Annotated in this window: 24 protein-coding genes; 17 read left to right on the top strand and 7 right to left on the bottom strand. The window is 41.6% G+C overall.

All coding sequences use genetic code 11. From position 1 onward, the window contains the following. Positions 1–160: 160 nt before the first annotated feature. The 8 genes from HC643_RS17835 to HC643_RS17800 all read left to right on the top strand — a co-directional run bounded on the left by HC643_RS17835 (position 161) and on the right by HC643_RS17800 (position 9,029). Positions 161–379, top strand: a complete 219-nt coding sequence (locus HC643_RS17835; RefSeq protein WP_038073508.1) for a ssl0294 family protein — start codon at positions 161–163, stop codon at positions 377–379. Between the two features lie 436 nt (positions 380–815). Further along, positions 816–1,115, top strand: a complete 300-nt coding sequence (locus tag HC643_RS17830; protein ID WP_038073596.1) for an RNA recognition motif domain-containing protein — start codon at positions 816–818, stop codon at positions 1,113–1,115. A 539-nt stretch (positions 1,116–1,654) separates the two neighbouring features. Beyond that, positions 1,655–2,704 carry a class 1 fructose-bisphosphatase gene (fbp, locus tag HC643_RS17825; protein WP_038073504.1) on the top strand — a complete coding sequence of 350 codons (1,050 nt, stop codon included), beginning with the start codon at positions 1,655–1,657 and terminating at the stop codon, positions 2,702–2,704. Positions 2,705–2,773: 69 nt separating this feature from the next. Next, positions 2,774–3,919 carry a transaldolase gene (gene tal, locus HC643_RS17820; RefSeq protein ID WP_038073501.1) on the top strand — a complete coding sequence of 382 codons (1,146 nt, stop codon included), beginning with the start codon at positions 2,774–2,776 and terminating at the stop codon, positions 3,917–3,919. 108 nt (positions 3,920–4,027) lie between these two features. Further along, positions 4,028–5,557, top strand: coding sequence for a glucose-6-phosphate dehydrogenase (gene zwf / locus HC643_RS17815; RefSeq protein WP_038073498.1), 1,530 nt, complete (start codon positions 4,028–4,030; stop codon positions 5,555–5,557). Between the two features lie 101 nt (positions 5,558–5,658). Further along, complete coding sequence (gene opcA, locus HC643_RS17810; protein WP_038073496.1) at positions 5,659–7,041, top strand: glucose-6-phosphate dehydrogenase assembly protein OpcA; 1,383 nt, start codon at positions 5,659–5,661, stop codon at positions 7,039–7,041. A 105-nt stretch (positions 7,042–7,146) separates the two neighbouring features. Then, the gene (locus HC643_RS17805; RefSeq protein WP_038073493.1) at positions 7,147–8,511 is read left to right on the top strand and encodes a cobyrinic acid a,c-diamide synthase CobB; all 1,365 of its coding nucleotides are present in this window, start codon (positions 7,147–7,149) and stop codon (positions 8,509–8,511) included. 164 nt (positions 8,512–8,675) lie between these two features. Further along, positions 8,676–9,029 (top strand): hypothetical protein, encoded by a 354-nt coding sequence (locus HC643_RS17800; protein ID WP_038073490.1) that lies wholly within the window; start codon positions 8,676–8,678, stop codon positions 9,027–9,029. A gap of 15 nt (positions 9,030–9,044) precedes the next feature. Here HC643_RS17800 and HC643_RS17795 read toward each other — a convergent pair whose 3' ends face one another. The 3 genes from HC643_RS17795 to csaB all read right to left on the bottom strand — a co-directional run bounded on the left by HC643_RS17795 (position 9,045) and on the right by csaB (position 11,448). Further along, complete coding sequence (locus HC643_RS17795; RefSeq protein WP_202048628.1) at positions 9,045–9,620, bottom strand: DUF4241 domain-containing protein; 576 nt, start codon at positions 9,618–9,620, stop codon at positions 9,045–9,047. Positions 9,621–9,794: 174 nt separating this feature from the next. Continuing rightward, positions 9,795–10,385 carry a Uma2 family endonuclease gene (locus HC643_RS17790; RefSeq protein ID WP_038073484.1) on the bottom strand — a complete coding sequence of 197 codons (591 nt, stop codon included), beginning with the start codon at positions 10,383–10,385 and terminating at the stop codon, positions 9,795–9,797. A 25-nt stretch (positions 10,386–10,410) separates the two neighbouring features. Next, positions 10,411–11,448, bottom strand: coding sequence for a polysaccharide pyruvyl transferase CsaB (gene csaB / locus HC643_RS17785; RefSeq protein ID WP_038073594.1), 1,038 nt, complete (start codon positions 11,446–11,448; stop codon positions 10,411–10,413). 79 nt (positions 11,449–11,527) lie between these two features. On the opposite strand from csaB, the gene HC643_RS17780 reads away from it, so the two are divergent. Genes HC643_RS17780 through hisA form a run of 3 tightly spaced genes read left to right on the top strand, consistent with a single transcriptional unit; the run spans position 11,528 to position 12,974 of the window. Then, the gene (locus HC643_RS17780; RefSeq protein WP_038073481.1) at positions 11,528–11,875 is read left to right on the top strand and encodes a DUF2499 domain-containing protein; all 348 of its coding nucleotides are present in this window, start codon (positions 11,528–11,530) and stop codon (positions 11,873–11,875) included. Continuing rightward, positions 11,872–12,165 carry a DUF3593 domain-containing protein gene (locus HC643_RS17775; RefSeq protein ID WP_038073478.1) on the top strand — a complete coding sequence of 98 codons (294 nt, stop codon included), beginning with the start codon at positions 11,872–11,874 and terminating at the stop codon, positions 12,163–12,165. The genes HC643_RS17780 and HC643_RS17775 overlap by 4 nt, the downstream gene beginning before the upstream one ends. Positions 12,166–12,200: 35 nt before the next feature. Continuing rightward, a complete protein-coding gene (hisA, locus tag HC643_RS17770) occupies positions 12,201–12,974 on the top strand; it encodes a 1-(5-phosphoribosyl)-5-[(5-phosphoribosylamino)methylideneamino]imidazole-4-carboxamide isomerase (protein ID WP_038073474.1) in 774 nt (257 codons plus the stop codon). Between the two features lie 593 nt (positions 12,975–13,567). Here the strand turns inward: hisA and HC643_RS17765 are convergent. After that, entirely contained in the window at positions 13,568–14,893 is a 1,326-nt protein-coding gene (locus tag HC643_RS17765) for an Nramp family divalent metal transporter (protein ID WP_038073471.1), read from the bottom strand. 142 nt (positions 14,894–15,035) lie between these two features. Between HC643_RS17765 and HC643_RS17760 the strand changes: the two genes are divergently transcribed. Next, positions 15,036–15,224 (top strand): CbtB-domain containing protein, encoded by a 189-nt coding sequence (locus HC643_RS17760; protein WP_072040766.1) that lies wholly within the window; start codon positions 15,036–15,038, stop codon positions 15,222–15,224. Positions 15,225–15,826: 602 nt separating this feature from the next. Here the strand turns inward: HC643_RS17760 and HC643_RS17755 are convergent. The 3 genes from HC643_RS17755 to HC643_RS17745 form a co-directional block, all read right to left on the bottom strand. Further along, the gene (locus HC643_RS17755) at positions 15,827–16,486 is read right to left on the bottom strand and encodes an ester cyclase (protein ID WP_038073468.1); all 660 of its coding nucleotides are present in this window, start codon (positions 16,484–16,486) and stop codon (positions 15,827–15,829) included. A 353-nt stretch (positions 16,487–16,839) separates the two neighbouring features. Next, the gene (locus HC643_RS17750) at positions 16,840–17,934 is read right to left on the bottom strand and encodes a coiled-coil domain-containing protein (RefSeq protein WP_038073464.1); all 1,095 of its coding nucleotides are present in this window, start codon (positions 17,932–17,934) and stop codon (positions 16,840–16,842) included. Between the two features lie 212 nt (positions 17,935–18,146). Continuing rightward, positions 18,147–19,121 carry a coiled-coil domain-containing protein gene (locus HC643_RS17745; RefSeq protein ID WP_038073461.1) on the bottom strand — a complete coding sequence of 325 codons (975 nt, stop codon included), beginning with the start codon at positions 19,119–19,121 and terminating at the stop codon, positions 18,147–18,149. A gap of 738 nt (positions 19,122–19,859) precedes the next feature. Between HC643_RS17745 and HC643_RS17740 the strand changes: the two genes are divergently transcribed. The 5 genes from HC643_RS17740 (at position 19,860) to HC643_RS17720 (ending at position 26,477) form a co-directional block, all read left to right on the top strand. Next, positions 19,860–20,612, top strand: coding sequence for a winged helix-turn-helix domain-containing protein (locus HC643_RS17740; protein ID WP_038073458.1), 753 nt, complete (start codon positions 19,860–19,862; stop codon positions 20,610–20,612). A gap of 198 nt (positions 20,613–20,810) precedes the next feature. After that, entirely contained in the window at positions 20,811–22,127 is a 1,317-nt protein-coding gene (locus HC643_RS17735; RefSeq protein WP_038073455.1) for an ATP-binding protein, read from the top strand. Positions 22,128–22,137: 10 nt separating this feature from the next. Continuing rightward, positions 22,138–22,824, top strand: coding sequence for a phosphate signaling complex protein PhoU (phoU, locus tag HC643_RS17730; RefSeq protein WP_202048627.1), 687 nt, complete (start codon positions 22,138–22,140; stop codon positions 22,822–22,824). A gap of 466 nt (positions 22,825–23,290) precedes the next feature. Beyond that, positions 23,291–25,534, top strand: coding sequence for a PhoX family protein (locus tag HC643_RS17725; protein WP_038073452.1), 2,244 nt, complete (start codon positions 23,291–23,293; stop codon positions 25,532–25,534). A 343-nt stretch (positions 25,535–25,877) separates the two neighbouring features. Next, complete coding sequence (locus HC643_RS17720; RefSeq protein ID WP_038073446.1) at positions 25,878–26,477, top strand: Crp/Fnr family transcriptional regulator; 600 nt, start codon at positions 25,878–25,880, stop codon at positions 26,475–26,477. The last annotated feature ends 72 nt before the right edge of the window (positions 26,478–26,549 follow it).

The following is a 26,549-nucleotide window of genomic DNA, read 5'->3' as shown; positions in this document are numbered from 1 at the left end:
CGTAGTATGGTATTGGTGGGCTTTAGCCCTACCTGTTTTACTACTTGACTAAATACAAGAGGCGGAGCCACCGGATTGAGGGTCAGGGTCTTCCTCTTCCTCTACCCAAGCCCCTAGTTCCCAACCTCTTATTTTTAACTACAATACTTGGAGATTCGTAATGTTCCTTGAAGAATTAACACCAATATTTAAACAACTTACCCAACACCCAATGTCGTTTATGGGTGGATTTGTGTCTGGGGTACTAAAACTTAATCTTGCAGATGACCCTGTTAAAAGTTGGCTTTCCCAGCAATTAGGTACAAATACTTACACTTCTGCTCCCACTCAAGCACATAATGGTAAAGCAAGTGGACCACAAACAATCTCTATTGATTAACGTTTAGATGCTGTCATCAGGGTAAAGCTTTAAAGGGTAAGGCAAGCTTACCCTGAATTTAGTTAGATAAGTACTAAAAAGTAAATTTCGCATCTATAGAAATAGGTAGATTTCTCTCTTGAAGCTTAAGAAAATCACTATAAAATTCTGTCAACCATAGAACAGATAGGGTATATAAGAGAGACTGATTATAACTTATGTGTGTTTGTAAAATCTCATACTTTGAAAAACAACACGATCGGTTATGATATGAGCGTATGCGAAAACTTAGCTAAACAGAATGGAATCTTGTAACGAAGTAACTGCTCAAAGTTACATTTTCATTACAAAATTTTTCACCTGAAAGTCAGATAAGACTCAGCCCGTCTTGGCTGTTAATTTTGTCTGTACCTTTACGCTGGGCTTTTCGCTCTTCGTTGCGACTTACGTGATTCACATGACTATTTACGTTGGAAATCTCTCCTACCGCGCCACTGAAGAAGACTTAAAAGTTGTATTTGCAGAATACGGCGAGGTCAAAAGAGTTGTTTTACCTACCGATCGCGAAACAGGACGACTCCGGGGTTTCGCTTTTGTTGACATGAATGAAGATAACCAAGAGGATGCAGCCATTTCAGAACTGGATGGCGCAGAATGGATGGGTCGTCAACTCAGAGTCAATAAAGCCAAACCGCGAGAAGAAAACAGTAATGGCAACCGACGAGGTAGTTGGGTGAAAAAACAAGAGTCTTATTAAAAGCAGAATACGATGATAACAAATTGTCTTCTAGTTACGCAAGCTATAAACTGCTCAGTTTTCTAGAAACAGTTGTTACTGGCACTTAAATGGAAGTGCGAGCGGCAAGTTGTGACCCAGTGAGAAAGGTCACAGCTTGCCACATTACGTTTTACCAGAGTGGTTTTAGCAGAAATCACCAAATTTATGGAAGCAAGTTTCCCAGCGAGTGGGTGCCTGAATAACAGTAGAATTGACAAATTTGTGATTCACTAGCAATTGTAGCGATCGCTAAAGCTAACCTCTCTATCTACAGGATGAAATACGGGGAAATGGCAACAGCGAGCGACACATTCAGGATGAATAAGCATATTTACTGTGCATACCATTCCAAATTAGGATTTCGGCTTGGTATAGCTGCAATTTGGAATTGATTCTTTATTTTATCTAAAAACCCATTTCAGTGGTCAATTTACCTTTCTAAGATAGAGGCAGCAACAACAGTTGTGACGCACGGGATGAACCACGTAAATACCCACTATGAACGGGAGGACATAATAATGACTAAAGCGCCAGAATCTTTGGAGTCGGTCAATAACGAAGCAGCAGACCGGGCGTTAGACCGTGATTGTACTACATTATCCCGTCATGTCCTACAGCAACTTCAGAGCTTTTCGCCAGAAGCACAGGATTTGAGTACGTTGATGAATCGAATTGCTTTGGCTGGGAAGCTAGTTGCACGTCGTCTAAGCCGTGCGGGTTTAATGGAAGGGGTTCTTGGATTTACTGGAGAAGTGAACGTACAAGGAGAATCCGTTAAAAAAATGGACGTCTATGCCAATGACGTTTTTATCTCAGTGTTCAAGCAAAGCGGGTTAGTCTGTCGCTTGGCTTCTGAGGAAATGGACAAACCCTATTACATTCCCGAAAACTGCCCCATAGGTCGCTACACCCTGCTATACGATCCCATTGATGGCTCATCGAATACTGATACAAATCTCAGTTTGGGTTCTATTTTTTCGATTCGGCAACAACAAGGAACCGATCTCGACGGAGAAGCACGAGATTTACTGGCTCCAGGACGCAACCAAATTGCCGCAGGATACATACTCTACGGTCCCAGCACGATGCTGATCTATACTATAGGTAAGGGAGTTCACTCATTTACCCTCGACCCAAGTTTAGGAGAGTTTATCCTGACGGAAGAGAACATTCGCATTCCCGACCATGGTTCCGTATACAGCGTTAACGAGGGTAATTTTTGGCAATGGGATGAACCAATTCGAGAGTACATCCGTTACGTCCACAGAACAGAAGGTTACACGGCTCGCTATAGCGGAGCGATGGTAAGCGATATCCATAGAATATTGTTGCAAGGTGGTGTATTTCTTTACCCAGGAACACTCCCAAAACCAGAAGGGAAATTGCGTTTACTTTATGAATCCGCTCCTTTAGCTTTTGTGATCGAGCAAGCAGGGGGTCGCGCAACTACGGGACATACAGAGATTTTAGATGTGGTGCCAAAGAAACTACATCAACGTACTCCTTTGATTATTGGTAGCCCAAAGGATGTAGCGAAGGTAGAGTCTTTTATTCAGAATGGGCATTAATGGCTAATGACTGATGGCTAAAGGCTGATGGCTGATGGCTTTTTAGCAATGAATCAAACAGGTACAATTATGACGACTAATCAATTACTAGAGATTAAAGACTTGGGTCAAAGTATCTGGATGGATAATTTGAGCCGCGATATTGTTAGCTCGGGTGAACTTAAAGACTTGGTTGAACACAAAGGAATCTGTGGGATTACTTCTAACCCAGCTATTTTTGAAAAAGCGATCGCTGGGAATGCTATTTATGACGCTGATATTGAATCAGGAATCCGTGGTGGATTACCTACATACAAAATTTATGAATCTCTAGCTTTTGCAGATATTCGCGATGCATGTGATATTTTACGCCCTGTTTATGATGCAACTAAGGGATTGGATGGTTATGTAAGTATAGAAGTACCACCAACTATTGCTCACGATACTGAGGCAACAATCAAAGAAGCCCGCCGCTACTACAAAGAAGTCGCTAGGGAAAATCTGATGATTAAAATTCCCGGTACAGAAGCGGGTTTGCCAGCTGTTGAGCAAGCTATTTACGAAGGAATCAGCGTCAACGTCACTTTGTTGTTCTCCGTTCAAAGCTATATCAATACTGCTTGGGCATACATTCGCGGTTTGGAAAGACGAGTTGCAGAAGGCAAAGACATTAGTAAAATTGCCTCTGTTGCTAGTTTCTTCCTCAGCAGAATAGATACCAACATTGATGGTAAGATAGACGCTAAATTGCAAAAAGGCGTTGACGATATTACTGTAGAAGCTAAGCTAAAAGCAGTTAAAGGAAAAGTCGCGATCGCTAACGCCAAGATTGCTTATCAAGAGTACAAGAAGATCGTCAACGACGAACGTTGGAAAGCATTGGCAACCAAAGGTGCTCAAGTACAACGCTTGTTATGGGCAAGCACCAGCACCAAAGATCCCAATTACAGCGACGTGATGTATGTTGATGAGTTGATCGGTCCCGACACCGTAAACACCCTACCACCTGTGACCATAGTCGCGTGTGCTGACCACTGTAATGTAGCTAATCGGGTGGAAACAGGAGTAGAACAAGCGTATCAACTCATCGATAGCCTCAAAGATCCAGACATCAACATCGATATCAATACTGTCATGGATGAACTTCTTACCGAAGGTATTGAGAAATTTGTCCAGCCTTTTGAATCGTTGATGAAATCCTTAGAAACTAAGGTGAGACAGTTGTCACCTGTGTAGCTAATGGCTAACGGCTGATGGCTAATGGCTTTTAAAAATTAGCGATTAGCAATTAGCAATTAGCAATTAGCAATTCCCTTTATCACAAAACTCACAACCAAACTTGTTATGGTCACATTCCTAGAAAACCCGTTGCGGGTTGGTTTGCAACAGCAACGGATGCCCGAACCTCAAATCATAGTTATCTATGGTGCTTCCGGCGATTTAACTCAGCGCAAACTCGTACCGGCGCTTTACAAGTTACGCAAAGAACGGCGTATTCCCCCCGAAACCACTATAGTTGGCGTAGCGCGGAGAGACTGGACTCACGATTACTTCCGCGAACAGATGCGCCAGGGTATTGAGGAGTTTTCTGATGGGCTAGGTCCAGAAGGGCTGTGGCAAGATTTCTCCCAAGGTTTGTATTATTGTTCTGGGGATATGGACAACCCAGAAAGTTACCAAAAACTGAATACTTTATTAACTGAATTAGACGAAAAACGCGGCACAAGGGGAAATAGAATTTTCTATCTTTCCGTTGCACCCAAATTCTTTGCTGAGGGTATCAAGCAACTTGGAAATGCGGGTATGTTAGAAGACCCGTACAAGCATCGTTTGGTGATTGAAAAACCTTTTGGTCGGGATTTAGCTTCTGCTCAAAGCTTGAACCGAGTGGTACAGAAATATTGCCACGAAAGCCAAGTTTACCGGATCGACCACTACTTAGGTAAAGAAACAGTTCAGAATTTGTTGGTGTTCCGCTTTGCTAATGCCATTTTTGAACCACTGTGGAACCGTCGCTTTGTTGACCACGTTCAGATTACTGTTGCAGAAACAGTAGGTGTGGAAGACCGGGCAGGGTATTATGAAAGTTCTGGTGCATTGCGGGATATGTTGCAAAACCACCTCATGCAACTTTTCTGCTTAACAGCGATCGAACCACCAAACGCTTTAGATGCTGACAGTCTGCGGACAGAGAAAGTTAAAGTTCTCCAAGCAACTCGTCTGGCTGATGTGCAAAATTTACACCGATCGGCAGTACGGGGTCAGTACAGTGCTGGTTGGATGAAAGGGAAACCCGTGCCTGGTTATCATGAAGAACCAGGCGTTCATCTTGAATCTACAACACCTACCTATGTAGCAGTGAAGTTCATGGTTGACAACTGGCGCTGGCAAGGAGTACCGTTCTACCTGCGTACTGGGAAGAGGATGCCAAAAAAAGTCAGTGAGATTTCCATCCACTTCCGTGAAGTTCCTTCTCGGATGTTTCCATCAGCAGCCCAACAGATGGGTAGTAACATCTTGGCAATGCGGATTCAACCAAACGAAGGAATTTCTTTGCGTTTCGAGGTAAAAATGCCTGGGGCGGAGTTCCGGACTCGTTCCGTTGACATGGATTTTACATACGGTTCCTTCGGAATTGCAGCAACCTCCGATGCATACGATCGCTTGCTACTAGATTGTATGATGGGCGACCAGTCATTATTTACAAGAGCAGATGAAGTGGAAGCAGCTTGGCAAGTAGTAACACCAGTGCTTTCAGTATGGGATGCACCCGCAGATCCAGCAACCGTTCCCAGATATGAAGCAGGTACTTGGGAACCAGCTGAAGCAGAACTCTTGATTAACCAAGACGGTCGCCGTTGGCGAAGACTCTAGTGCTAACAGCTAATGGTTAATAGCTAATTGTTATAAAAAGCAATTAACTATTAACTATTAGCTATTAGCTATTTAGCAATTAACAATTAGCATTTATCACTATGACTTCCCAAGCTCCTACAATTTTTTCACTTCAGGCACCCAAGGATGTTTCGCTTACAGAAATTGAAGCGGAACTCAGTCAAATTTGGCAAAGTTATGGCATTGCTGGCGAGGATGGTACACTTCCTGCTGCTACAAGGGCAACCACATTTACCTTAGTGGTATACGAACCAGAAGAAACTCAGCTTCTGTTAGCGACATTGGGATATTACCAAGGTCCCATTGATGGCATTTTCGGACCTCAGATGCAAGCAGCACTAAAGGAGTTTCAGAAAAAGTACGGCTTAGCTGAAACTGGAACAGCTACAAATGAGACTATAGCTTTATTGCGAGAAGAATTTGCCAAACGTCACACAAATGGTGCGACAGGCGATGGCAATGGTACAAGCGCTCCCGCTCCCTATGGTTCAAGTGCTTCAAGCCCTACAATCGCTGATGAAATCGCCATCCGCAACCCATGCCGAATCATTAACCTGTCGCCAATAGCAGGTGAAGACACGGGTGTCAAGGCTCAAGTTTCTGCTTACTGTCCCATCCAAAAACAGTCTTCAAATACTCTCGTCTGCTGCGAGTACATCACGCTCACGGGAACCGCTGTAGCTTTAGAAAGAATAGGCGGGATGCTTCCAGCATTGTTGATTGGTGGGTTGCCCAAGTTCCTTTGGTGGAAGGGTACACCAGATATCAACAACCCACTCTTTAAGAGACTGTCAGGAGTTTGTAACAACGTTATTGTAGATTCCTGTTACTTTAACGAGCCAGAAAACGATTTACTGAACTTGCAAGGGTTAGTAGAAAATGGTGTACCTATAGCTGACCTCAACTGGCGTCGTCTTTCCGCATGGCAAGAGTTAACCGCTGAGGCTTACGATCCACCCCAACGTCGTACTGCTTTACCAGAAGTCGATAGAATTAATATCGATTACGAAAAAGGCAGTTCCGTACAAGCACTGTTGTATTTGGGGTGGTTGGCAAGCAGATTGCAATGGCGTCCTGTTTCTTATCAAAAAGAAAGTGGAGATTACGATATTACGCGAGTTAGCTTCCTGACACCAGAACAAAGACAAGTAGAAGCAGAGTTAGCAGGCGTACCCGTTGCTGATGTAGGCGATATTCCTGGTGACTTAATTGCTTTGCGTCTCAGTTCGACCAATCCCCAAGCTAACTGCGGAACGCTGATTTGTTCTGAGACAGGTGGTTGTATGCGTTTGGAAACACAAGGTGGTGCTCAAGCCCAAGGTTTGTTCCAACACGTAACTTCTCTTTCCGAGCAAAAAGCAGAAGTTTTGTTAAGTCAACAAGTCCAACGTTGGGGTCGCGAGGCACTTTTGGAAGAAAGTCTTGCTGTTACTTCTCAGGTACTTAAGTTGGCTAATAGCTGATGGCTAATGGCTAATGGCTAATAGCTAATGGCTAATGGCTAATAGCTAATGGCTAATGGTTAATGGTATAAAAAGCAATTAACTATTAGCTATTAGCAATTAGCAATGTCTTTAATTATTGCAGGAGAACGAAGTGGGGTGGGCAAGACGACGGTCGTGCTCACCTTTTTAGCGTCTTTGTGTCGCCGTGGTTTTCAAGTACAGTCTTTTAAAGTTGGTCCGGATTATATCGACCCGATGTTTCACCAGTATGTCACTGGTCGCTCTTGTCGTAATTTAGATACCGTGTTAACTTCTGAGGTTTACGTACAAGAATGTTTTACCTATCACTCTCAACTCTGTGAATATGCCATAGTCGAAGGTGTGATGGGATTGTTTGATGGAGTTGGAATTACCGCCAGTACAGCCCATATCGCCAAGCTGTTGGATTTACCTGTAGTACTGGTTATTGATAGCAGTCGATTATCTGGTTCTGTAGCAGCGATCGCTCACGGTTATTGTTCTTATGACCCCACAATTAAAATTGTTGGTGTCGTTTTGAATCGCGTGGGAAGCTCGCGCCATCTCGAACTTCTCAAAAATGCTCTCGAACCTTTACAGTTACCGATTCTGGGAGTTTTACGACGCGAAGAAAACATTACAATTCCGGATCGCCATTTAGGTTTAGTCCCTACAGCAGAACTTCCTCAAATGGATGCTTTGATTAACCGACTTGCCGATTTAGGAGATTCTTGCTTTGATTGGGAACGCTTGCTTCCGCTATTAAAGACAAAAAAACACGAAGAACACAGAACATTGTCTTTCCCAATCTCCAGTTCCGAGTCTTCACTCCCTAAAATAGCAATTGCTCGCGATCGCGCTTTCAATTTTTACTACCAAGACAATCTCGATTTACTGCAAACGTTAGGTGCAGAACTCGTTTTTTGGAGTCCCTTAGAAGATGCTGAACTGCCACAAGGTGTTAATGGAATGTATTTTGGAGGGGGTTTTCCAGAAGTTTTCGCACGGCAATTAGCAGAAAATACCAACGTCCTGACAGCAGTCAACGCAGCAATTGTTGCTGGAATGCCAACAATTGCTGAGTGCGGGGGCTTAATGTACTTGTGCAAAGAAATTATTGATTTTGAAGGAAAATTTTGGTCAATGGTAGGAGTTTTACCAACAACAGCCATTATGGATAAACATCTGACTTTGGGTTATCGTCGAGCAATTGCCCAACAAGATAGTTTGTTAGTACGTGCAGGAACCACTGTTTGCGGACATGAGTTTCATCGTTCTCGTTTAACTTTAACTCAAGAGCGATCGCTTTTTCAAACTTACCGCTATGATTCTCAAGAATTTACGGGCGACGAAGGATGGTGTTTACCTTCTTCCCTACACGCTTCTTACATTCACTTGCACTGGGGAAATAATATAGAAATTCCCCAACGGTTTTTAAACTCATGTCAAGAATTTTTTTATCAACAGTAAAAGGGCGAATATAAGGATGGGTTGGCAGCTGCTGTCTGGTAAGCTTGTGATAGCAAATAAAAGCCTTGAATGAAAAATGAAAGTTTATAAAGTAGGTTGGGTTGAGGAACGAAACCCAACATTTAATCAAATTATAAGGAAGAGCAAAAGATAGGAGAAGTAGCATGACACAGAACGGACCACAAAACAGACTCGAGCGATTGGAACGAATGCTAGCAACCCATGCTGAAATGCTAAATCAGTTAGCTCCACTTATGACGCAGGTTGCACAAATAGCCACTAGCACTGTTGAAACAGTTGCCAAGCATGACGAAATGCTCACGCGTCTTGAAAGACAAACCTTGGAAAACGCAGCAATTCTTGGTAACTTAGAGCAACGTGTCGATCGCTTAGCCGAACTGGTGACGGTTACCACTCAAACCATGCAGCTTGTCGCTGAGAATAGCCAACACATCCGCCGCGTCTGCGACTATCTGATGGAACAAAACAAGAATAGTGATGATAAGACAGATGGTTAAAGCAACCTCGAACAATTAACTTACACCAGTATCTTGACACCAATCAAAAATATTTATAAATTCAGTCACAACACTGACAGCGTTTCCTCGTGCATCATATCCAAAGTAGGAAGCATATATCCCATCTCCCCAACCAGAGTCAAACGCAATAATATTAGCTTGCGTTGACTCATCTACACAAAAATTTGTCCAACACCGAGGGAAATGAGAGTTCTTTTCCAGTTCTTCTAAGAGTTGGCTGCTAAAAAAATCTTCATCTGATTCTGCATCCCAGTTCTTATCAAGAATCAGTTGAGCGACATCTAAATCCATAAAGCACCCCGTACCGGAATCAACTCCATAGCCAAATATTTTCCCTTTTTCAAGCAAAGTAATATCTTCACCTGGAATGGTAGCCATTTCAAACCTGACAACAGGTTCCTCATTTAAAAGCAGCATTGCATAAGCAACTGCAAATTGTTTGTTTTTATGAAAATAGGCTACACTTAAAATTGTTGGATATTTACCAGGTTTTAATTCGAGTGCAAAAGGTTCTGCGCCAAAGAAGGTTAGTGGATCGCAAGCTACCAATTTTCCTGAAGTTAAAACCAAATCTCCAAGGTAGTATGGTGTTAATGTAATTTCACCCCAAGAGGTACTAACAATCTATACTCTGCTTCAAAAGCTTTAGCAAAACAGAAATTTTCATTCATTTTTTATTCACAAAGTTTAGACAAGCTCTGATTGAAGATGGCTGGAAATTGAATATTTTTTCCAACAAAATTTCTATCTCTGTTTCCCGAAACCGGGAAAAACTTTATCCAAATCCAAAGATAGATCGGAAAAATATGGAATTGCGATCGATTCATTTCGCAAAGCAATTTGCTTGAAGCGATAACCATACTTTCCTTGCTCATCAAGATAAGGCTGACTGTAACGCTCTAATTGATTGGCTACTAAATTAAGAATCCAATAATCTTTAATTCCATTTTCAGCATATAGTTCTAGTTTTGTACTTTGGTCATAGTCAACAGAAGAATCAGCAACTTCAATAACTAGGAAAATATCCTCAAGTTGAGGATGGTTCGGTAAATAATCATCAGCTTGTCCCCGTACTATAGCAACATCGGGTTCTGGTTCGTTATTTGGGAATAATATAACAGGCTCTTGTACGCGGACAACAGCTCTATCCCCTAGCAATCTCTCTAATTCTTTGGCTAACTTTGTGTTACAAACAGAATGCCGTGTGCCTTTCGCTGCCATTTGTATTAATTCTCCCCTAATCAACTCCACTCTGTCATCCTCTGTCAGAAATCCCAATTCCATGAGACGATGATACTCATCTAAAGTGAAGCGTTTAGGGGTAACGGTAGTCATTGGAGAAAAAGTGAGTTGGCTGTTATTATTCTAAAACTTCTTTCAAAACTTCGCGGTGCATCAGCGCTCTATCTACTAACGACTGTATTTTATCTGTAGATAACGGCTCGCCATTAGCATAATGCTCGATCCATGTTTTACTAATAACGTTAGGGTCATCTGGCAAAGTTGCTAAATTCCATCCCGGCATATCTAAATCTTCCATCAATCGATTAACTTTGGGATCGTAACTGAGAGCAAAACAGCGACACCCTTCTGCTGCAGCCATAATTAAACTATGCAAGCGCATCCCAATTGCCATTTCGACACCGCGAAAAACTCCTTTTAAAAGTTGTGGTTCTTTTAAGGACAGGATCTGGCTGACACCTTCAAGTTTTGGTTGTATGGCTTGAGCTATTTCTAAATCTTCACTTTCTTGAAACGGTAGCAATAAGATATAAGTTTGTGTCGCTTTTTGAAAATCAACCAAGGCGCGAGTTAAGTTACCAAGACGTTTTTCTGTTAAATCGGGATGAGTTCTTAGTGTCACTGCAACTCTAGGAGCAGGTAAATCCCAAAGTCCCGGAACTGGTTTACCTTCCAAAGCCCATACCGGATCGGGAGCTAAAATACAAGGAACTTGCCAATCAGCCAGCATAGCCGCAGAAGTGCGATCGCGGACACTCACTTTTGTACAACCACTAAAAGTTTGCCGTGCTAACCAACGAGTCACAGAACGCTTCAACGGACCGATTCCCTGTCCCCAAGCCACTGTTTTCATACCCATTTTTTGGGCTACCGCCATAATTCCCGCATAATAAAAAGGGCTGATAAGACTCGTGGTATCTTGAATTAAACTTCCACCGCCCCAAATAAAAGCATCGCAAGACCGCAAAGCTTCTACAACAGGGGAGATTTTCATGCGATCTCGTGCTTCTACATTGTAGCGATCGCTTGTTTCTTTGGGATTACCAGAGAGAACCACAGGTGTGACTGATGGTGGTAGCATTTGTAGAAGTGTTGCTAATAAAGCTTCGTCCCCACCGTTCCCCTTACCGTAATACCCAGATAACAGAACCCGCATTGTTTTCATTTTGGATGAGTGGATTTTAGCTTATCAATTTTTTCTCAAAAAGACCAATGACTGTTGACTATTAACTCTTATGCATGCTCTTTCGATTCCAACTTGGATTATTCATGTATCTAGCGTTGTTGAGTGGATTGCCGCTATTTGGTTAATCTGGAAGTATGGGGAAGTGACAGGTAACCGAGCTTGGGGAGCATTGTCCTTTGCAATGTTACCCGCCCTTGTCAGCGCTATGTGTGCCTGTACCTGGCATTATTTCGACAACGCACAATCTCTAGAATGGCTGGTCACTCTACAAGCTACCATGACCCTAGTAGGTAATTTTACGCTTTGGGCAGCCGCGTTTTGGATTTGGCGTTCCTATCGTACCAACACAACTCCCTATTCCTCAACTCCTAATTCCTACTCCATAGAAAAGAAATGATTTCAAAAGAAACCCTCTTTGCCCTTTCCCTATTTCCATACCTGGGTTTCTTATGGTATCTGAGCCGCGTTCAGCCCATGCCTCGTTTGGCAATGTATGGATTTTATGGCACTCTTGTTTTTGTTGCCGTTACCATTCCAGCAGGGATTTATGCTCAAGTCCATTATGGTAATTCTCTCGCAAACGTCGATTGGTTGCACGGCAGCGCCGAGTTTTTTTTAACACTTTCTAATATCTTGATTGTGCTGGGTTTTCGTGAGGCTGTTATGAAGCGAAACAAAGACCAGTGAGACGACTAGCAACTAACAACTAACAACTAACTATTATGGAAATTCTCCCAGCAATAGATTTACTAGAAGGTCGCTGTGTGCGACTGTACCAAGGCGACTACGAGCGATCGCAAGTTTTCAACGAGAACCCCGTTGAAGTTGCCAAACAGTGGGTCGAGCAAGGTGCTACTAGGTTGCACGTAGTCGATCTAGACGGCGCAAAAACTGGTAAGCCGACTAACTTAGCTGCGATTGAGGCGATCGCGCAAGAAATTGCCATACCAATTCAAGTTGGTGGAGGAATTCGGGAACACTCTACAGCAAAACAGTTACTTAATTTGGGGGTGCAGCGAGTCATCCTAGGAACTGTAGCTGTGGAACAGCCCCAACTCGTACAGCAACTTTGCCAAGAGTTTCCCGAACAAATTGTTGTTGGTATAGATGCTCGCAACGGGCTAGTAGCAACTCGTGGCTGGCTGGAAACCTCAGAAGTTTCCGCGTCACAATTGGCCGTACAAATGCAAGAATTGGGAGCAGCCGCAATTATCTACACCGATATTCATCGCGATGGAACCCTTTCTGGACCCAATCTAGAAGCATTGCGTGCGATCGCAGCTACTGTTACCATACCCATCATTGCTTCTGGTGGCGTCAGTTCCGTAACCGACTTGTTAAGCTTGTTGGCTTTGGAACCGCAAGGCGTCACAGGCGTTATTGTTGGGCGTGCTTTGTACACTGGTGATATTTCTTTAAGAGAAGCATTGCGAGCAGTAGGACAAGGACGTATTCAAGATATTCCGCCAAATATAGATTTCTCTGCCTTTGCATAACAGTTGTGTAAAGGTCAATACCGCAGTTAACAATATCTAATCCTTATCTCTTTTCTAGAGAGATGTACACTACCGCAGCCAATCCATCGGGGGCTAAGATACTCAAAAGTCCCCCTTATTAAGGGGGATTTAGGGGGATCTAGAAAATTAGGAGATTAAACAAATACGCGTGAAAACACGCCCTAGGGGGCACAATACTGCTTGTTAGGGAGCATCCCAATTTGGAAAAAACATCGAGTGATTAGAAATCACGGCTATACAAGCTAAGTCCGCCTACGCGGACTAATGTTCTGAAACCCACGTTCGCGTAGCGTGCGCGAAGCGCATAGGTGGGTTTTGCTTGTATAGTCCCAGAATTCTATTCTGAGGGTAATTTGTCAAATTGGGATGCTCCCGCTTGTTAAGAAAAAATTGAGGGTTGATATAAACCCAGATTTGTTACCGTGTAACTTAAGAGAACAAATTAAAGATAAAACGTTTGGACAGAGACATAGTGAATGTAGTTCATGGCTTAACTTTCTCTGTAATAGAAATACCAAGGTAAATGCACGGAATTTTTCCCGACTGCATCTATCCTAAACAGTTTAAACAGATTAGAGATGAAAACCCAGCCAGCCCAAAATACTTTGTAATAGCAACCAAGCATTTAAGCCAACGATAATAATAGCAACGAAGCAGGCGGCACATTTGAGCCAGAGTGGATTTACAAACTCACCCATCAGGCGACGGTTACTTGTAAACATTACCAATGGAATGACTGCAAACGGTAACTGTAAGCTGAGGATAACTTGACTGAGAACTATGAGGCTGCTTGTACTATTTTCTCCAAATAAAATAATAGTAATTAATGCTGGAACGATAGCAAGCAAACGGGTTACCAGGCGACGTAACCATGAAGGAAAGCGAAATTGCAAAAATCCTTCCATCACAATCTGCCCTGCTAGGGTTGCTGTCAGTGTTGAACTTTGTCCAGAAGCAAGTAAGGCGATACCAAAAATAGCACTTGCAGCACTAACTCCTAACAATGGTGAAAGTAGTTTATAAGCATCTTGAATTTCTGCCACATTTTGATTACCTGAAAAATGAAATGTTGCAGCAGACACAATTAAAATTGCTGAATTGATAAATAGTGCTAACGACAGAGCAAAAGTGGAATCAATAGTGCCAAACTTAATCGCTTCCCATCGCTTTTTAGGCATTGGTTCCCAATCGCGTGTTTGCACAATGGAGGAGTGTAAATATAAGTTATGAGGCATCACCGTTGCCCCTAAAATGCCGATGGAGATGTAAAGCATTTCTGGATTCTGTAAAATTTCTCGCTTGGGCAAATATCCCAACAAAATTCTCCCCGTATCAGGTCTCGAGAAAAGAATTTCTGCTGTGAAACAAATGCCTACGGTTGCTACCAGCATAATTACCAAAGCTTCTGTATAGCGAAAGCCTTTACCTTGTAGAAATAGCAATACAAGGACATCCAGTGCGGTGATGCTTACACCCCACACTAGAGGAATCCCAAATAGGAGTTGCAGGGCAATAGCACTTCCGAGTAGTTCCGCTAAGTCACAAGCAGCAATGGCAATCTCACACAATATCCATAAACAAAAGCTGACCCGTGGGCTGAAATAATACCGACAAGCTTGTGCCAAATCTCGCCCTGTGGCAACGCCCAAACGCACACACAAAGATTGCAGTAATATTGCCATTAGGTTCGACAGCAGAATCACTGTCAACAGGGTGTAGCCAAACTTAGCTCCCCCAGCAATGTCAGTTGCCCAGTTTCCAGGGTCCATATATCCAACTGAAACCAGATACCCCGGTCCTCCATAAGCTAGCATCTTGCGCCAAAAGCCACTACTGTTTGGGATAGAAATGCTACGGTGAACTTCAGGAAGACTGGGTCTATTTTCAGGATCGGCCATTGGTTTTGCTGTTTGATAATCTCATATTCTTTTCATAATTTCAGAAAATGTGCTAAAAGCATCAACCGTAGGGTGTATAGATACAAAGGGAAACATTACATCTGATTGATGAATTACCCAAATGAATTATGTGAGGTCAAAAATGACTGCTTTTTCTCGTCCTTCAGTCTTCCAGAAAACCGCAGATGTTACCCTATCCAAGCCCGTGCAGGTAACGCTTTATATGCTGCTATCAACTCTTGCGATCTGGAGTGTGTTCTTCTCCACTTATCCTGCTGTTCACAACACAGCACACTCAGTGCGTCGTCACACTTTAAGTGTAGCTGGTTAAAGTTGTTTTCAGATTTTTCTACCGACTTGCAATCGGTTATTTTTTTATTTTCCGGAATGTAGATTGGCAATCGTGTATCTCAGTATGTAAGGAAAAACAAATAACCCACTATGAAACGTCGGAAAATTCCCAATAATGGTAGACCATTCAGAACCGAATCTAGTCTATTCAGTTTTCAAAGCTTCAATCTTCAAAAATTACTAAAGAGCATTAAAGAATTATTTAGTAAATTGCGTTTAAAAAATTCTAAATAGCTCTTACATTTATATAAATTTTTATTTGAGATATTAAATTTTCACTTAATGGGTTTCCTCTCCAATAGAGACGCACGAAGAAAGCGTCTCTATTTTTCTTTTTTACCAACCTTTATTTTTGAGAGCCTCCTACTCCCTTCCCGCCAGAAGATTACCTACAAGATGAGTGAAATTTTCAAGTGGGAAAGGAGTAAATTTATGCCACTCGCTACAAGTCGCTTAACCCGAATGCCAGTTTATCCTTGTCTGGGTAATCCGGATGCAGGACTAGCTCCCGAATGCAGTAGTTTCTCTAAAAAATGGAACTTTAAGAGTTTCCCTTTTTAGGGCTACACTTCATCCGCTTCTTTAAGAGTGAAAGGGGCATTTAGAAGCGGTTAATTTGTTGAGAAAAGCACTGTTATCAAAAAAGTGTTCTACTGATTCGATTTTCAGATCTTCGGTAACACTTGCAACACTTAATCCAACTATTTCTATCGTTTCACCTGTAGGAGCAAAGTCTTTAAAGTTCCCCTTAAATTGCCCCCAATGTCTCCACTTAAAGACAACATTGGGCGGCGGGGATAACACTGCGATTAATTCCCAATGAAATCCTTCTGGAAAAGCTGTATGGAAGAGGTTATAGGAGGAATCAAAGGTTTCCTCAGTTGAACGATAATGTTCCGTGTCCCCTAAAAAGAGGTTGTAAGTCCCGACATCTATTACATCTTGTGCTGTGTATTGTTTACCTCCATTGGTACTCATGCGAAACTTCTCAGTAACAACAGAAAGCCATTGTTGTGGATTGATTTTGTGGGTGGCTTCCATCTCAAAAGTTCTTACAAGATTGTGAGCGATCGCATTCAAAGAACCTTCGGCATGGTTGCACTGGCGCTCTTGTTCGCGGAACTGATTGGTATGGGAATAATCTGGTCTTCCCTCTCGCCATTCAACCGAAGCATCCATCGCAATCACTTCTTCTCGGTCTCGTGCCCAGAGAGGTAATTCTACTGGTTGTGTCTGACTCATAAAGATTGTTCTAATAGGGTTATAACAGTCTCTTCATAATTATTCTCTCATCATAGGGGTATTTGTTTGGAGTTCGCGACATCTCATTAAGCATTAATGCTTAAATAAAACTGTCAGTCCCATCCGGAATCAATTGTCAGCAAAATGTAGATAGATATATCAGTAGTACAACAGTTAAAATTATGACTATACCAAAACAGGGTTCGCAAGCCAAACAAATCAAAAAAGCTCCAAGACCAACAAAACCAAAGAAAACTGAATCTGGTGCTAGTAAGTAAAGAATTATTTGTTAGTTGTTAGTGAATAGTTCTAACTCCTATCCACTAACAACTATACCAATTATTTATTTTCAATTATTTATTTTTTACTTGACTTTTTGCTTGTTCTAAAGCAATTTCTTTCATGGCTTGATAAGAATTGACGTTTGCAGTTCCCTCAATAGCTTTAACCGCCAAATCTTGAACTTGTTTCAACGCAGATTCAAGTTGCTTGGAAAGATTTTGAATGCGAGATTCCTGATTGCCAATAGTTTGTTCCAAAGATTGCAATCTCTGTTCGTAAAAGCGCTTTTGACCTTCTACTTCTTTGGCAAACATATCTGCTTTAATCTTAGCTTGATAGTGGGCAATACCTTTGCCTTCTTCTGTGGCTTTTTTAATCGCTGCTTCTTTTTCTTTAGGAAAGGCTTCTACTTTCGCTTTAGATTCTTCAAACTGTTTTTCTTGCTCTGAAATGGTCTTTTCTCTTTCAGTCCATTGTTTTTCTATTTCTTGTCGGGATTCCTCCAATTCTTTGTACAACCCTTTTTGCTGTTGTTCGTATTCTTCCGTTTCTAATTTCCGTTGAAGCTCTAAATCGTACTTGTACTCCGAATTATCTCTTTGACGATTTTTACTTAAATTGTCGTTTCTTTCTTTGAGCGAGCGTTTGTGTTCTTCTTGTTCTTTTTCCCAAGCTTTTCTTTGCTCTTGTATAGATTGGGATAACGCTTCGTATTGCTGATTGTACTCTTCTTGATAAGCTTTGTAATTCTCTTCATAGGTTGCAATCAGATTATCCAAAGTATCTTCTGATACTTCCAAAGCGTGTAATTCTTTTAACTCTTTACTCTCAGTTTTTAAGGATTGACTGATTTCTTCTAGCTTAGATGCTCTCGTCGTCAGTTGTTCTGACAATTCACTTGCTGCACTACCAAAACCCAACTGAATTTTTACTAAATTTTCAATTGTAGAATTCATTTTTTGCTGAACGTTGGATGCTTGATTCATAATTGTTGGTTTATTTTCTACTTTTGGCTCATCTTTGATTGCAGAATTATTAGAAGAAATTGCCGATTTTTGCAATTTTTCGATTTGTGATTTAAGTTCTACTTTTTCTTTAGCTAATTCTTCATAAGCTTGAAGAATTTCAGCTTTTGTATTCTTATCAGTTGGTTTTTTTGTTGGCATGATGTATCTCTTTTATCAGGTGATTTTTAGTTTTTATTTATTGATAATTTGTGGTTGAAAGCTAATAATCTTTAAAGCTACTAAGTCGCATTATTAGTCGTTAAGATCGACGTGAGCGATCGCTTCAAGTATCTTTCGATCTAAAGATTCTTAATCGAGCATTTAACAAGTTCTTGAAAAGATACTAACTATCAACCACTAACTACCAATTATTAACTATTTCCAAAAGCTCGCATTGCTAAGTCTTGAGCTTGTTTCAAAGCTGTCTGTAGTTGAGTGGAAATAGTGTCAATTTGCTCCAATTGCTTCTTAATTGCTTCTTCCAAAGATTGGATTTTTACTTCGTAACTTTGTTTGGTAGATTCCCATTCTTTTTCCAAAAGATCGGCTTCAACTTTTGCTTTTTGGTTGGTTTCTTTAATTGCTTCTTCTCTGGCTTTTTTAATAGCTTCTTCTAATTCATTGGGGAAAGCAGCAATTTTCTTTTGATACTCATCAAACAAAGGTTTATTTTTAGTAATAATTTTCTCTCGTTCTGCCCAATTTTTGTCTTTCTCTTGTGTTGTTTCTTGAATTTCTCGTTCTAAAGTACGTTTTTTGGCTTCATAGGAGTTGGCATTAATTTTTCGAGAGTTTTCTAATTTATACTGATATTCTTCCTCTTCTAAGGTTCGTTCTTTAGTAAGTAATTCATTATATGCTTTGAGAGCTTCTTCATACTCTGCTTGTTCTTTTTGCCAATCTTTACGTCCGCTAGCTACTTCTTTTTCTAATAATTCTCTTTTACTGGCAATATCTTGTTCTAAAATTTTTAATTTTTCTTGGTGTTCTTTTGTAAGAATATCGAGAGTATCTGCTACAACTCTAATCTTTTGAATTTCTTGCAGGCGTTTAGTTTCAATCTCTATAGCTTGATTTAATTCATCTAGTTTAGAAGTCTCTTTTGCTAGCTTTTCAGATAAGGAATTGACAATGCTTCCAAACTCTAATTGTAAATCTGCCAGTCCTTTAACAATATTATCAACTGTATACGTAGAAACAGCTTCTAGAATTTGTGTATTTTTTACTTTTTCGGCTTCTTCTTGTTTGGTAGCTATTTTTAGCTCTAACTTTTTCCTGTCTGCAAGGATTTGCTGAAATGTTTGCATGAGTTGTTGTTTGCTATCTTTTAATGCGACTATTGTCATATTTCATCTCCTGATTCATCATTGGTTGCTTAAGTAGCAAGGCATACTAAAACTTACCCAATACTGAGTTCAGGGTAGCCTTGGAGTATGCTTTGCAAGTGCAGTAGAAATACTGAAATGACAGAATACTGTCTGAGATCCGGAATTCTCAGCAGCTATAGTAACTATGTACTAATTAAATATACTCAAAGCGCTCTATCGCTGTCAAGCTTTTAACAGTGACCGATGACTGGAGATCCCTGACCGATTTATGAGGAAGTTGTTTTTAACTTCAGAGATGAATTCATGATGTTTTATAGGAATCATGAATGATTTATGAAAAGTTTTAAGTGGTGGGCAATGCCGAACGCCACTCCCCCTAACCGCAAGGAAACCCGCGCATGAGGGCGGCTCTCCTATATGTAGTTCAAAAATCAAATAGGAGCCCTATAGGTGTTAAAATCAAGTAACAACTTATTAGAACATATCCATTTATTAACTGTTTGAAGCAATCGTAAAGTTTACAAAGTTTTTTAAATAAAGGCTTTGCTTCGATACTGTTACTTGCTGCTTTTTTACTAGCTAAATAGAAGCACAAGAGTTAAGAAATAGTTTTGGTGTTGGTGTTACATTGGTTTATAATTAAATAAGTTACATATATTACAAATTGCAAAGTAAAACGCCACTCATGGAGCGTAATTTCACTGAAACTGCATAATTTAGATTGATACAGCGCAACCATTTAACTCTGTGATATCAATGTTTACCAGCGAATCGACTAAGTATCCTCATACAGCAGAAATCGGACAAAGAAGCCGGATTTTAGTGGTTGAAGATGAGGAACTCATCCGGGAAATGCTTGTTCTTGCGTTGGAAGAAGAAGGTTATGGGGTGCTGACTGCCTCTGATGGGCGGTTGGCTGTAGAATACTTAAAAAATTGCGAGCCGAATTCGGGCGAAACAGCTTTCGATCTGGTTATTTTGGATTTGATGTTACCTCAGATCAACGGATTGGATATTTGTCGCTTACTTCGCTATCAGGGAAATCCAGTACCTATTTTGATGTTAAGCGCAAAAGGTAGCGAAACAGACCGCGTTCTTGGGTTGGAAGTCGGTGCAGATGATTACCTCACCAAACCTTTTAGTATGCGGGAGTTAGTTGCTCGGTGTCGGGCTTTGTTACGCCGTCAACGTTTGAGTACTTTGCCCCAACTCCCTGTCTTACAATATAAAGATGTAACTTTATATCCCCAAGAATGTCGGGTACTTGTACGCGGTCAGGAAGTGAGTTTGTCTCCCAAAGAATTCCGCTTGTTAGAACTGTTTATGAGCTATGCTCGCCGTGTCTGGTCAAGGGAACAGCTTCTGGATCAAGTTTGGGGACCTGATTTTGTGGGGGATAGTAAAACTGTAGACGTCCACATTCGTTGGTTGCGCGAAAAGTTAGAGATCGACCCAAGCCGTCCGGATTATATTGTGACGGTGAGAGGTTTCGGATATAGATTTGGATAGAAAGTTTGTCAACTTCACTTCTGAAACAAAATTGACACCACGGCTGATTGTTGGCTAAAACCTTCATTCAAGGCTTGTCCTTGCACAATATTCTATTTAGACTTTTGGATGATGTCTCTGGTGTCGGAAGTTGTTTGGATTAAAAGTATCAGTTAGTGTGTTAGTTAACATAAGACAACTAACAGCTAGCAGCCAGCAATGCTCATATTGGGATTTTTATTAGGTTTAGCGGTTGGTATTGGGTTTTGGTTATGGCAACAATTTCAACTGAACCACTACCTAGCCCAAATATTACAACCTCTAACCGTACCCTCATATAAAGTGGTGCTGCTTTTTCCTAACTTGCGGCACAAAATTAAACTGGTCAAGCAACAAAAGCAACAATTGCATCAGGTACTGCAAACACAACAAGATTTGCTTGAGTTTGCACCAGTGGGGTATTTACAGGTAGATGAGGAAAATCAGCTGCTTTGGTGTAACGACCAAGCACAGAAAATGCTGTACCTACAAAGATGGCAACCGGGTCAAGTACGCTTGCTGTTAGAGTTAGTTAGGTCTTACGAACTTGACCAGTTGATTGAGCAAACACGGAATTGCCAACAGCCGCAAGTAAAACAGTGGGAGTTTCACCCCTCGTGTGAGGATGCAGCTGCAATGTCAGAAATTAGGTCTTTGATGTTGCGAGGGACAAGCTTACCTTTACCTAAAGGACAAGTGGGTGTATTTATAGAAAACCAACAACCTTTGCAAGATCTCACTCAAGCAAGGGAACGAGCTTTTTCCGATCTCGCTCACGAATTGAGAACGCCTCTGACTTCAATTCGTTTGATTGTAGAAACTTTACAGGAGCGTGTAAAACCACCTCTAGATCGATGGCTCGGTCGGCTTTTACAAGAGGTTGACAGATTAATTACCTTGGTGCAGTGTTGGTTAGAACTCTCCCAGCTAGAAGCTAACCCAACCATCCAACTTCATCGCGATTCCGTGGAAGTGCGATCGCTGATTGCTTCTGCTTGGGAAACCTTGGAACCTTTGGCACAACGCCAGCAAATTCAGATAGCATACTCGGGTTTGGAAAATGTTTGGATTAACGCTGATAAATCCCGACTTTATCAGGTATTTTTGAATTTGCTCGATAACAGTATTAAGTACAGCCCCCCCAACACAACTATTGAAGTTATGGCTACAATAGTTTCTGGGCATGAGAATTTAGAAGAGTCACTTTTGGAGATTAACATTATTGACTCAGGAACGGGGTTTTCTGAAGCAGATTTACCCCACGTTTTTGAAAGATTCTATAGGGGCGATCGCTCCCGTTCTCGTGTGACAATGACAGATAATCTCTCCAAATCGGTAATTATTGGTAGTGGCTTGGGTTTGGCGATCGTTCGACAAATAGTTCTTGCTCATGGTGGTTCCATAAAAGCTATGAACCATCCCAAAACAGGAGGTGCATGGCTGCAAGTTCAACTTCCCAAAGTTATGGCAAATTCCCAAACTCAAGACTATAGTTAATAAAATATTCATGTTTGAGACTACAAGTGTGAAAGTCCCCCTCCACAGTCCCAACCCTGAAAGACCTGAGCTAAGCCGTGAGATTCGGCGATTGGAAAGAGATGTATTGCGTATGGGGGCTTTGGTGGAACAATCATTTCGCCTGAGTCACCAAGCTTTATTCACTCGTAACCTAACCGTAGCTGAGGAACTTCCGACATTAGACCAACAAATTGATTCTTTTTATCGGCAAATTGAATCAGATTGTGCGGCAATAATGACCCAATTGTCGCCTACATCTCAAGATTTGCGCTGCTTAAGTGCTTTTATGCAGCTTGTACGCGATTTAGAACGTATAGGAGATTACGCTGAAGATTTGACAGAAATCGCAATTAAAATTTTCCCTTACCCGCCTCATCCTTCTTTACCAGAGATTGCCGATATGTCTCACCACGCTCAAGCTATGTTGGCAACCAGTTTGGTAGCATTGGCAGATTTGGATGATGTAGGTGGGCGGTATATAAAGCAACTGGATGATGCTGTAGATAACGCTTACGATCGGCTCTATCAGACCCTAGCACATCAGAAGGACGTTCCTGGAGTGATTGAGCCAATCTTACTGCTTGTCCTAGCAATCCGTTGCTTGGAACGCATGGCGGATCACGCAACTAATATCGGTCAACGTGTAGCTTACATTGTGACAGGTCAAAGACATTGAAACGCAGGGATCGGAGAGTAGGGTTTGGGGATCGAGAACGTTTCCGCTCGCAATGCAGATTGTTCGTTATTGCGCCTGTTGTCGATTTTTTTGGTATAAACCTTTTGATTTTTAAATTCCCTCTGTTGATAGGTGTGCCCGTTCTCGAGCGAGAGTAAAAATCAAATTAGAAAAATCAATGCGATCGCAATCCTACTTCCCCCCTGTTGAAGATTTCTCACGGGCTTAGGGTTTGTTGTTAGATCCCCCTAACCTTTCCACACATAGTTTCAAAAACCGATAGGACGCAATATAATAAGAAATACTTATAAAAAATATCAAAGATAACAGAATTACATATGTGTTAAATAGTACACATTTTATCAAAAGCTTACCTGTTCTTAAACTTACACCTTTACATTAAGCAGAAACAGCATAAAAGTTGTTTGCTATCTTACAGATGGCACAAGTGTAATTGATTAAGCAGATGAGTATCACACGTCGGGATTTCTTGCTGTTGGTGGGAGGAAGTGCAGGTACAGTCGCACTGAGCTCCCTGGGAGGATGCGATACAAAAGTTGCAGTGCAACCTACCCCGCAAAATACAAAAGCAACGTTTACGTTTAAACCAATTAAAGGTCCAATTCCCCTAGAAACAGCTGGTTTCCGACCTGAAGAGCAAAAGCAGCAGTATAGTGCTTTTGAAATACAAGATGATTTGATATTGCCAGAGGGGTATCAGTACCAAGTCGTCGCTGCGTGGGGTGATAAAGTAGGTAATTCTCGTTTTGGCTACAATAACGATTACTTATCGTTTGTGCAAACAGGGGAAAACGAAGGCTATTTATCAATTAATTTTGAATATATCAGCGCCATACCTTGGATGCAAACATATCAGCAAGTGATTGGAAAATCATTACCGTTTGATGAGGTAAAAACAGCGCTGAAAGCAAATAAATCTGGAAAAAACGAGGTGAATGCCTTTGGATTACCAGAAAACAATTCTATCAAAGCTCAAATAAAAGAAATCTGTAAAGAAGCTCTTCTCGATCAAGGATTGGGTATTATCTCAATTCGCAAAACAGCAGATGGTAAGTGGGAACGCACAAACTCTAAAGCAGATAGACGCATCAGCGGGGTGTCTGGGTTAGAAGATGGGCGATATTTAAAAGCAACCGGACCTGCAGTCGCAGTATTTGTTAAAAAACAGGGATTGGGATATATAGATAAGTTGGGCGATCGCATTATCGGTTCTTTCGCCAACTGTGCTGGTGGAACAACGCCTTGGGGTACAGTCCTGAGTGCTGAAGAAAATTTTCAAGCTCAAGTTCCAGAACCCGTGTATGCTGATGGTACATCCTTTGACCCAGAAAAGCGCCCTTTTGGTCTAGGTGATGAGGAACTTTTCGGACAGGGAAATGTTTTCGGTCTATCTGGCAATAAATATGGTTGGATTGTGGAAGTCGATCCCGCTAACCCCAATGACTACGGGACAAAACACACTTGGTTGGGACGCTATCACCACGAAGCTGTGGGTGTACGGGTAGAAGCTGGAAAACAACTGGCATTTTACTCCGGTTGCGATCGCAGGGGAGGACATATTTACAAATTTGTCAGCCGCGACAAAGTCAGCGATCCCAAAGATAAAACGAATTCCCGGTTGCTGAAACAGGGAATGCTTTACGCAGCCAAATTTAATGCTGATGGTACGGGTCGCTGGATTCCTCTTAAAGCTGATACACCTATCGAGCCCGATCTTCCAAGTACCATTGCAGGAAACCTCATTCGCTTACCAAAAGGTCCTGCAAAGGAAACACCAAAAGACGTGCGAGGCTTGCAGAAACTCCCGCCCCGCGTTCAAGGGGGAGATTTTGAAGCAAATCAAGACGAGCAAATTGCTCAGTACAAAAAACGGTTCAAACAACTGGGAGACCTTTATCTAGGAACTCCACAGGAAAAACAAGGTGCGATATTAATTGACGCTCACTACGCAGCTAATGCAGCAGGTGCAACTTGTACGGCGCGTCCTGAAGATACGGAAATAGACCCCAATGGTGACCTTTACATTAGTTTTACTTCTGGCTCGCCTGATGGTGAAGGTGGTCCCGATACCAGTGTATTCAAAGGTCCCAAAGGTGAAACTCCCTATGAATACGGCTGGGTTATGCGCTTGCAAGAAGAGGGTCGCGAGCCCGCAGCCATGAACTTCCGTTGGGTCATGCTTGCTACAGGTGGCGAACCATCAGCAGGTGGTATGGGTTTTGCTAATCCAGACAATTTATTACTCGATGACGATGGCAGTGTCTGGATGGTGACAGATATGTCTACTGGTAAGATGAATAATTCAGTAGAATCCCGTAGTAAGAATGGAAAACCAGCTAGCATTTCTGGTTTGTTTGGGAACAATGCTTTGTGGCATATTCCTACATCAGGAGAAAATGCAGGTCGGGCTTTCCTATTTGCGATCGGACCCATGGAGTGCGAAACAACGGGACCTTGTTTTTCTCAGGACAGGGCAACAATGTTTCTTTCCATACAGCACCCAGGGGAGGCAAATGGAGTGCGGAAAAACCAGCAATCAGAGACGAGAAAGTTTCTTTTAACAACAACCACAGGTGAAGAATTTATACAATCTCGCCAGGTTCCCATTGGCTCGAATTGGCCCAGCAAAACTCCTGACGCTCCTCCGCGACCGGCTGTCGTAGCTATTTCAAGGTCACAAGTTGTTTAATTGTGCGATCGGCAGTAGACTATCTTTATCTACTGCTAGTTCCATTTTTTTTCAAACAAGAAAAATATTTTTAGAGGCGGCTTCTTACCGCTTAACTCTTTTCTCGATAAAAATTTCTCCAGATAAAAATATCTCAAATAATCAAGATGATTTTAAGATATCAAAGTTTCTTATCTGCCAAAATCCACCTTTTGACTGAAGTTAAGGCAAAAGAGAATATTTTGTATCAGAAGTTTGATTTAAAAGATTCCCGAGTTAGCATCTCCTTGCAAATTTCAGAGTATGTCCTGTGGCTCTTGGCTCAGTTAAACTATCCCACTCTACTAATAAACACCCCACGACTATGATCTATTCCACAAGTCGCACGCCAAACACTACCCAACCGCCTAGCCCCACCTCCAACAGTCAGTTACCACAACGATTGTTTACCCGTCGTGAAATTATTCCAGCACGTAATGACGTTCTGTGGAGAATTGAGCGAGGGGCTGTTCGGACATTAACCTGGAGTGAAGATGGTACATTTATCACTTTAGGTTACTGGGGAAGTGGGGAACTTGTTGGTCATCCCTTATCTAGAGTAAAGCCGTATCAAATAGAGTGTTTAACTAGCGTAGAAGCAAGTATTGTTCCACCTCATTTATGGAATCAAGATATAAACGCTTTGCTATCTCACATTCAACAAGCAGAAGAACTTCTAAGTATAGTACATCGCAAACCCATTTCTTTACGCTTGTGGCAATTTCTTGTTTGGTTAAGTGAAAAGTTTGGTCGTGATGTAGAACAAGGTAAATTAATAGAACTCAATGTTACCCATCAAGAGATGGCAGAAGTCTTAAATACAACAAGAGTAACAGTCACGCGGCTTCTTCAGCAGTTTGAAGAAGAAGGCTCTCTGTTACGCCACAAGCGCCGCGTAGTATTGTGTTTTCAAGATAAGAAATAACTATACATAAGAGATGTTCTAGCAACTTTTAATCAATAAGAACATCTGGTATAATCCTTACTAGATATCGTT

It is taken from the genome of Tolypothrix bouteillei VB521301 (assembly GCF_000760695.4).
GTDB classification, from domain to species: domain Bacteria; phylum Cyanobacteriota; class Cyanobacteriia; order Cyanobacteriales; family Nostocaceae; genus Scytonema; species Scytonema bouteillei_A.
Note: the sequence above shows the minus strand (reverse complement) of the source record. Positions and strands in the feature narration are given on the sequence as shown.

Bases quoted from the DNA above. Each gene is read 5' to 3' on its own strand.
- HC643_RS17835 (WP_038073508.1), top strand. From the start codon at position 161: ATGTTCCTTGAAGAATTAACACCAATATTTAAACAACTTACCCAACAC.
- HC643_RS17830 (WP_038073596.1), top strand. From the start codon at position 816: ATGACTATTTACGTTGGAAATCTCTCCTACCGCGCCACTGAAGAAGAC.
- fbp (WP_038073504.1), top strand. From the start codon at position 1,655: ATGACTAAAGCGCCAGAATCTTTGGAGTCGGTCAATAACGAAGCAGCA.
- tal (WP_038073501.1), top strand. From the start codon at position 2,774: ATGACGACTAATCAATTACTAGAGATTAAAGACTTGGGTCAAAGTATC.
- zwf (WP_038073498.1), top strand. From the start codon at position 4,028: ATGGTCACATTCCTAGAAAACCCGTTGCGGGTTGGTTTGCAACAGCAA.
- opcA (WP_038073496.1), top strand. From the start codon at position 5,659: ATGACTTCCCAAGCTCCTACAATTTTTTCACTTCAGGCACCCAAGGAT.
- HC643_RS17805 (WP_038073493.1), top strand. From the start codon at position 7,147: ATGTCTTTAATTATTGCAGGAGAACGAAGTGGGGTGGGCAAGACGACG.
- HC643_RS17800 (WP_038073490.1), top strand. From the start codon at position 8,676: ATGACACAGAACGGACCACAAAACAGACTCGAGCGATTGGAACGAATG.
- HC643_RS17790 (WP_038073484.1), bottom strand. From the start codon at position 10,385: ATGACTACCGTTACCCCTAAACGCTTCACTTTAGATGAGTATCATCGT.
- csaB (WP_038073594.1), bottom strand. From the start codon at position 11,448: ATGCGGGTTCTGTTATCTGGGTATTACGGTAAGGGGAACGGTGGGGAC.
- HC643_RS17780 (WP_038073481.1), top strand. From the start codon at position 11,528: ATGCATGCTCTTTCGATTCCAACTTGGATTATTCATGTATCTAGCGTT.
- HC643_RS17775 (WP_038073478.1), top strand. From the start codon at position 11,872: ATGATTTCAAAAGAAACCCTCTTTGCCCTTTCCCTATTTCCATACCTG.
- hisA (WP_038073474.1), top strand. From the start codon at position 12,201: ATGGAAATTCTCCCAGCAATAGATTTACTAGAAGGTCGCTGTGTGCGA.
- HC643_RS17765 (WP_038073471.1), bottom strand. From the start codon at position 14,893: ATGGCCGATCCTGAAAATAGACCCAGTCTTCCTGAAGTTCACCGTAGC.
- HC643_RS17760 (WP_072040766.1), top strand. From the start codon at position 15,036: ATGACTGCTTTTTCTCGTCCTTCAGTCTTCCAGAAAACCGCAGATGTT.
- HC643_RS17755 (WP_038073468.1), bottom strand. From the start codon at position 16,486: ATGAGTCAGACACAACCAGTAGAATTACCTCTCTGGGCACGAGACCGA.
- HC643_RS17750 (WP_038073464.1), bottom strand. From the start codon at position 17,934: ATGCCAACAAAAAAACCAACTGATAAGAATACAAAAGCTGAAATTCTT.
- HC643_RS17745 (WP_038073461.1), bottom strand. From the start codon at position 19,121: ATGACAATAGTCGCATTAAAAGATAGCAAACAACAACTCATGCAAACA.
- HC643_RS17740 (WP_038073458.1), top strand. From the start codon at position 19,860: ATGTTTACCAGCGAATCGACTAAGTATCCTCATACAGCAGAAATCGGA.
- HC643_RS17735 (WP_038073455.1), top strand. From the start codon at position 20,811: ATGCTCATATTGGGATTTTTATTAGGTTTAGCGGTTGGTATTGGGTTT.
- phoU (WP_202048627.1), top strand. From the start codon at position 22,138: ATGTTTGAGACTACAAGTGTGAAAGTCCCCCTCCACAGTCCCAACCCT.
- HC643_RS17725 (WP_038073452.1), top strand. From the start codon at position 23,291: ATGAGTATCACACGTCGGGATTTCTTGCTGTTGGTGGGAGGAAGTGCA.
- HC643_RS17720 (WP_038073446.1), top strand. From the start codon at position 25,878: ATGATCTATTCCACAAGTCGCACGCCAAACACTACCCAACCGCCTAGC.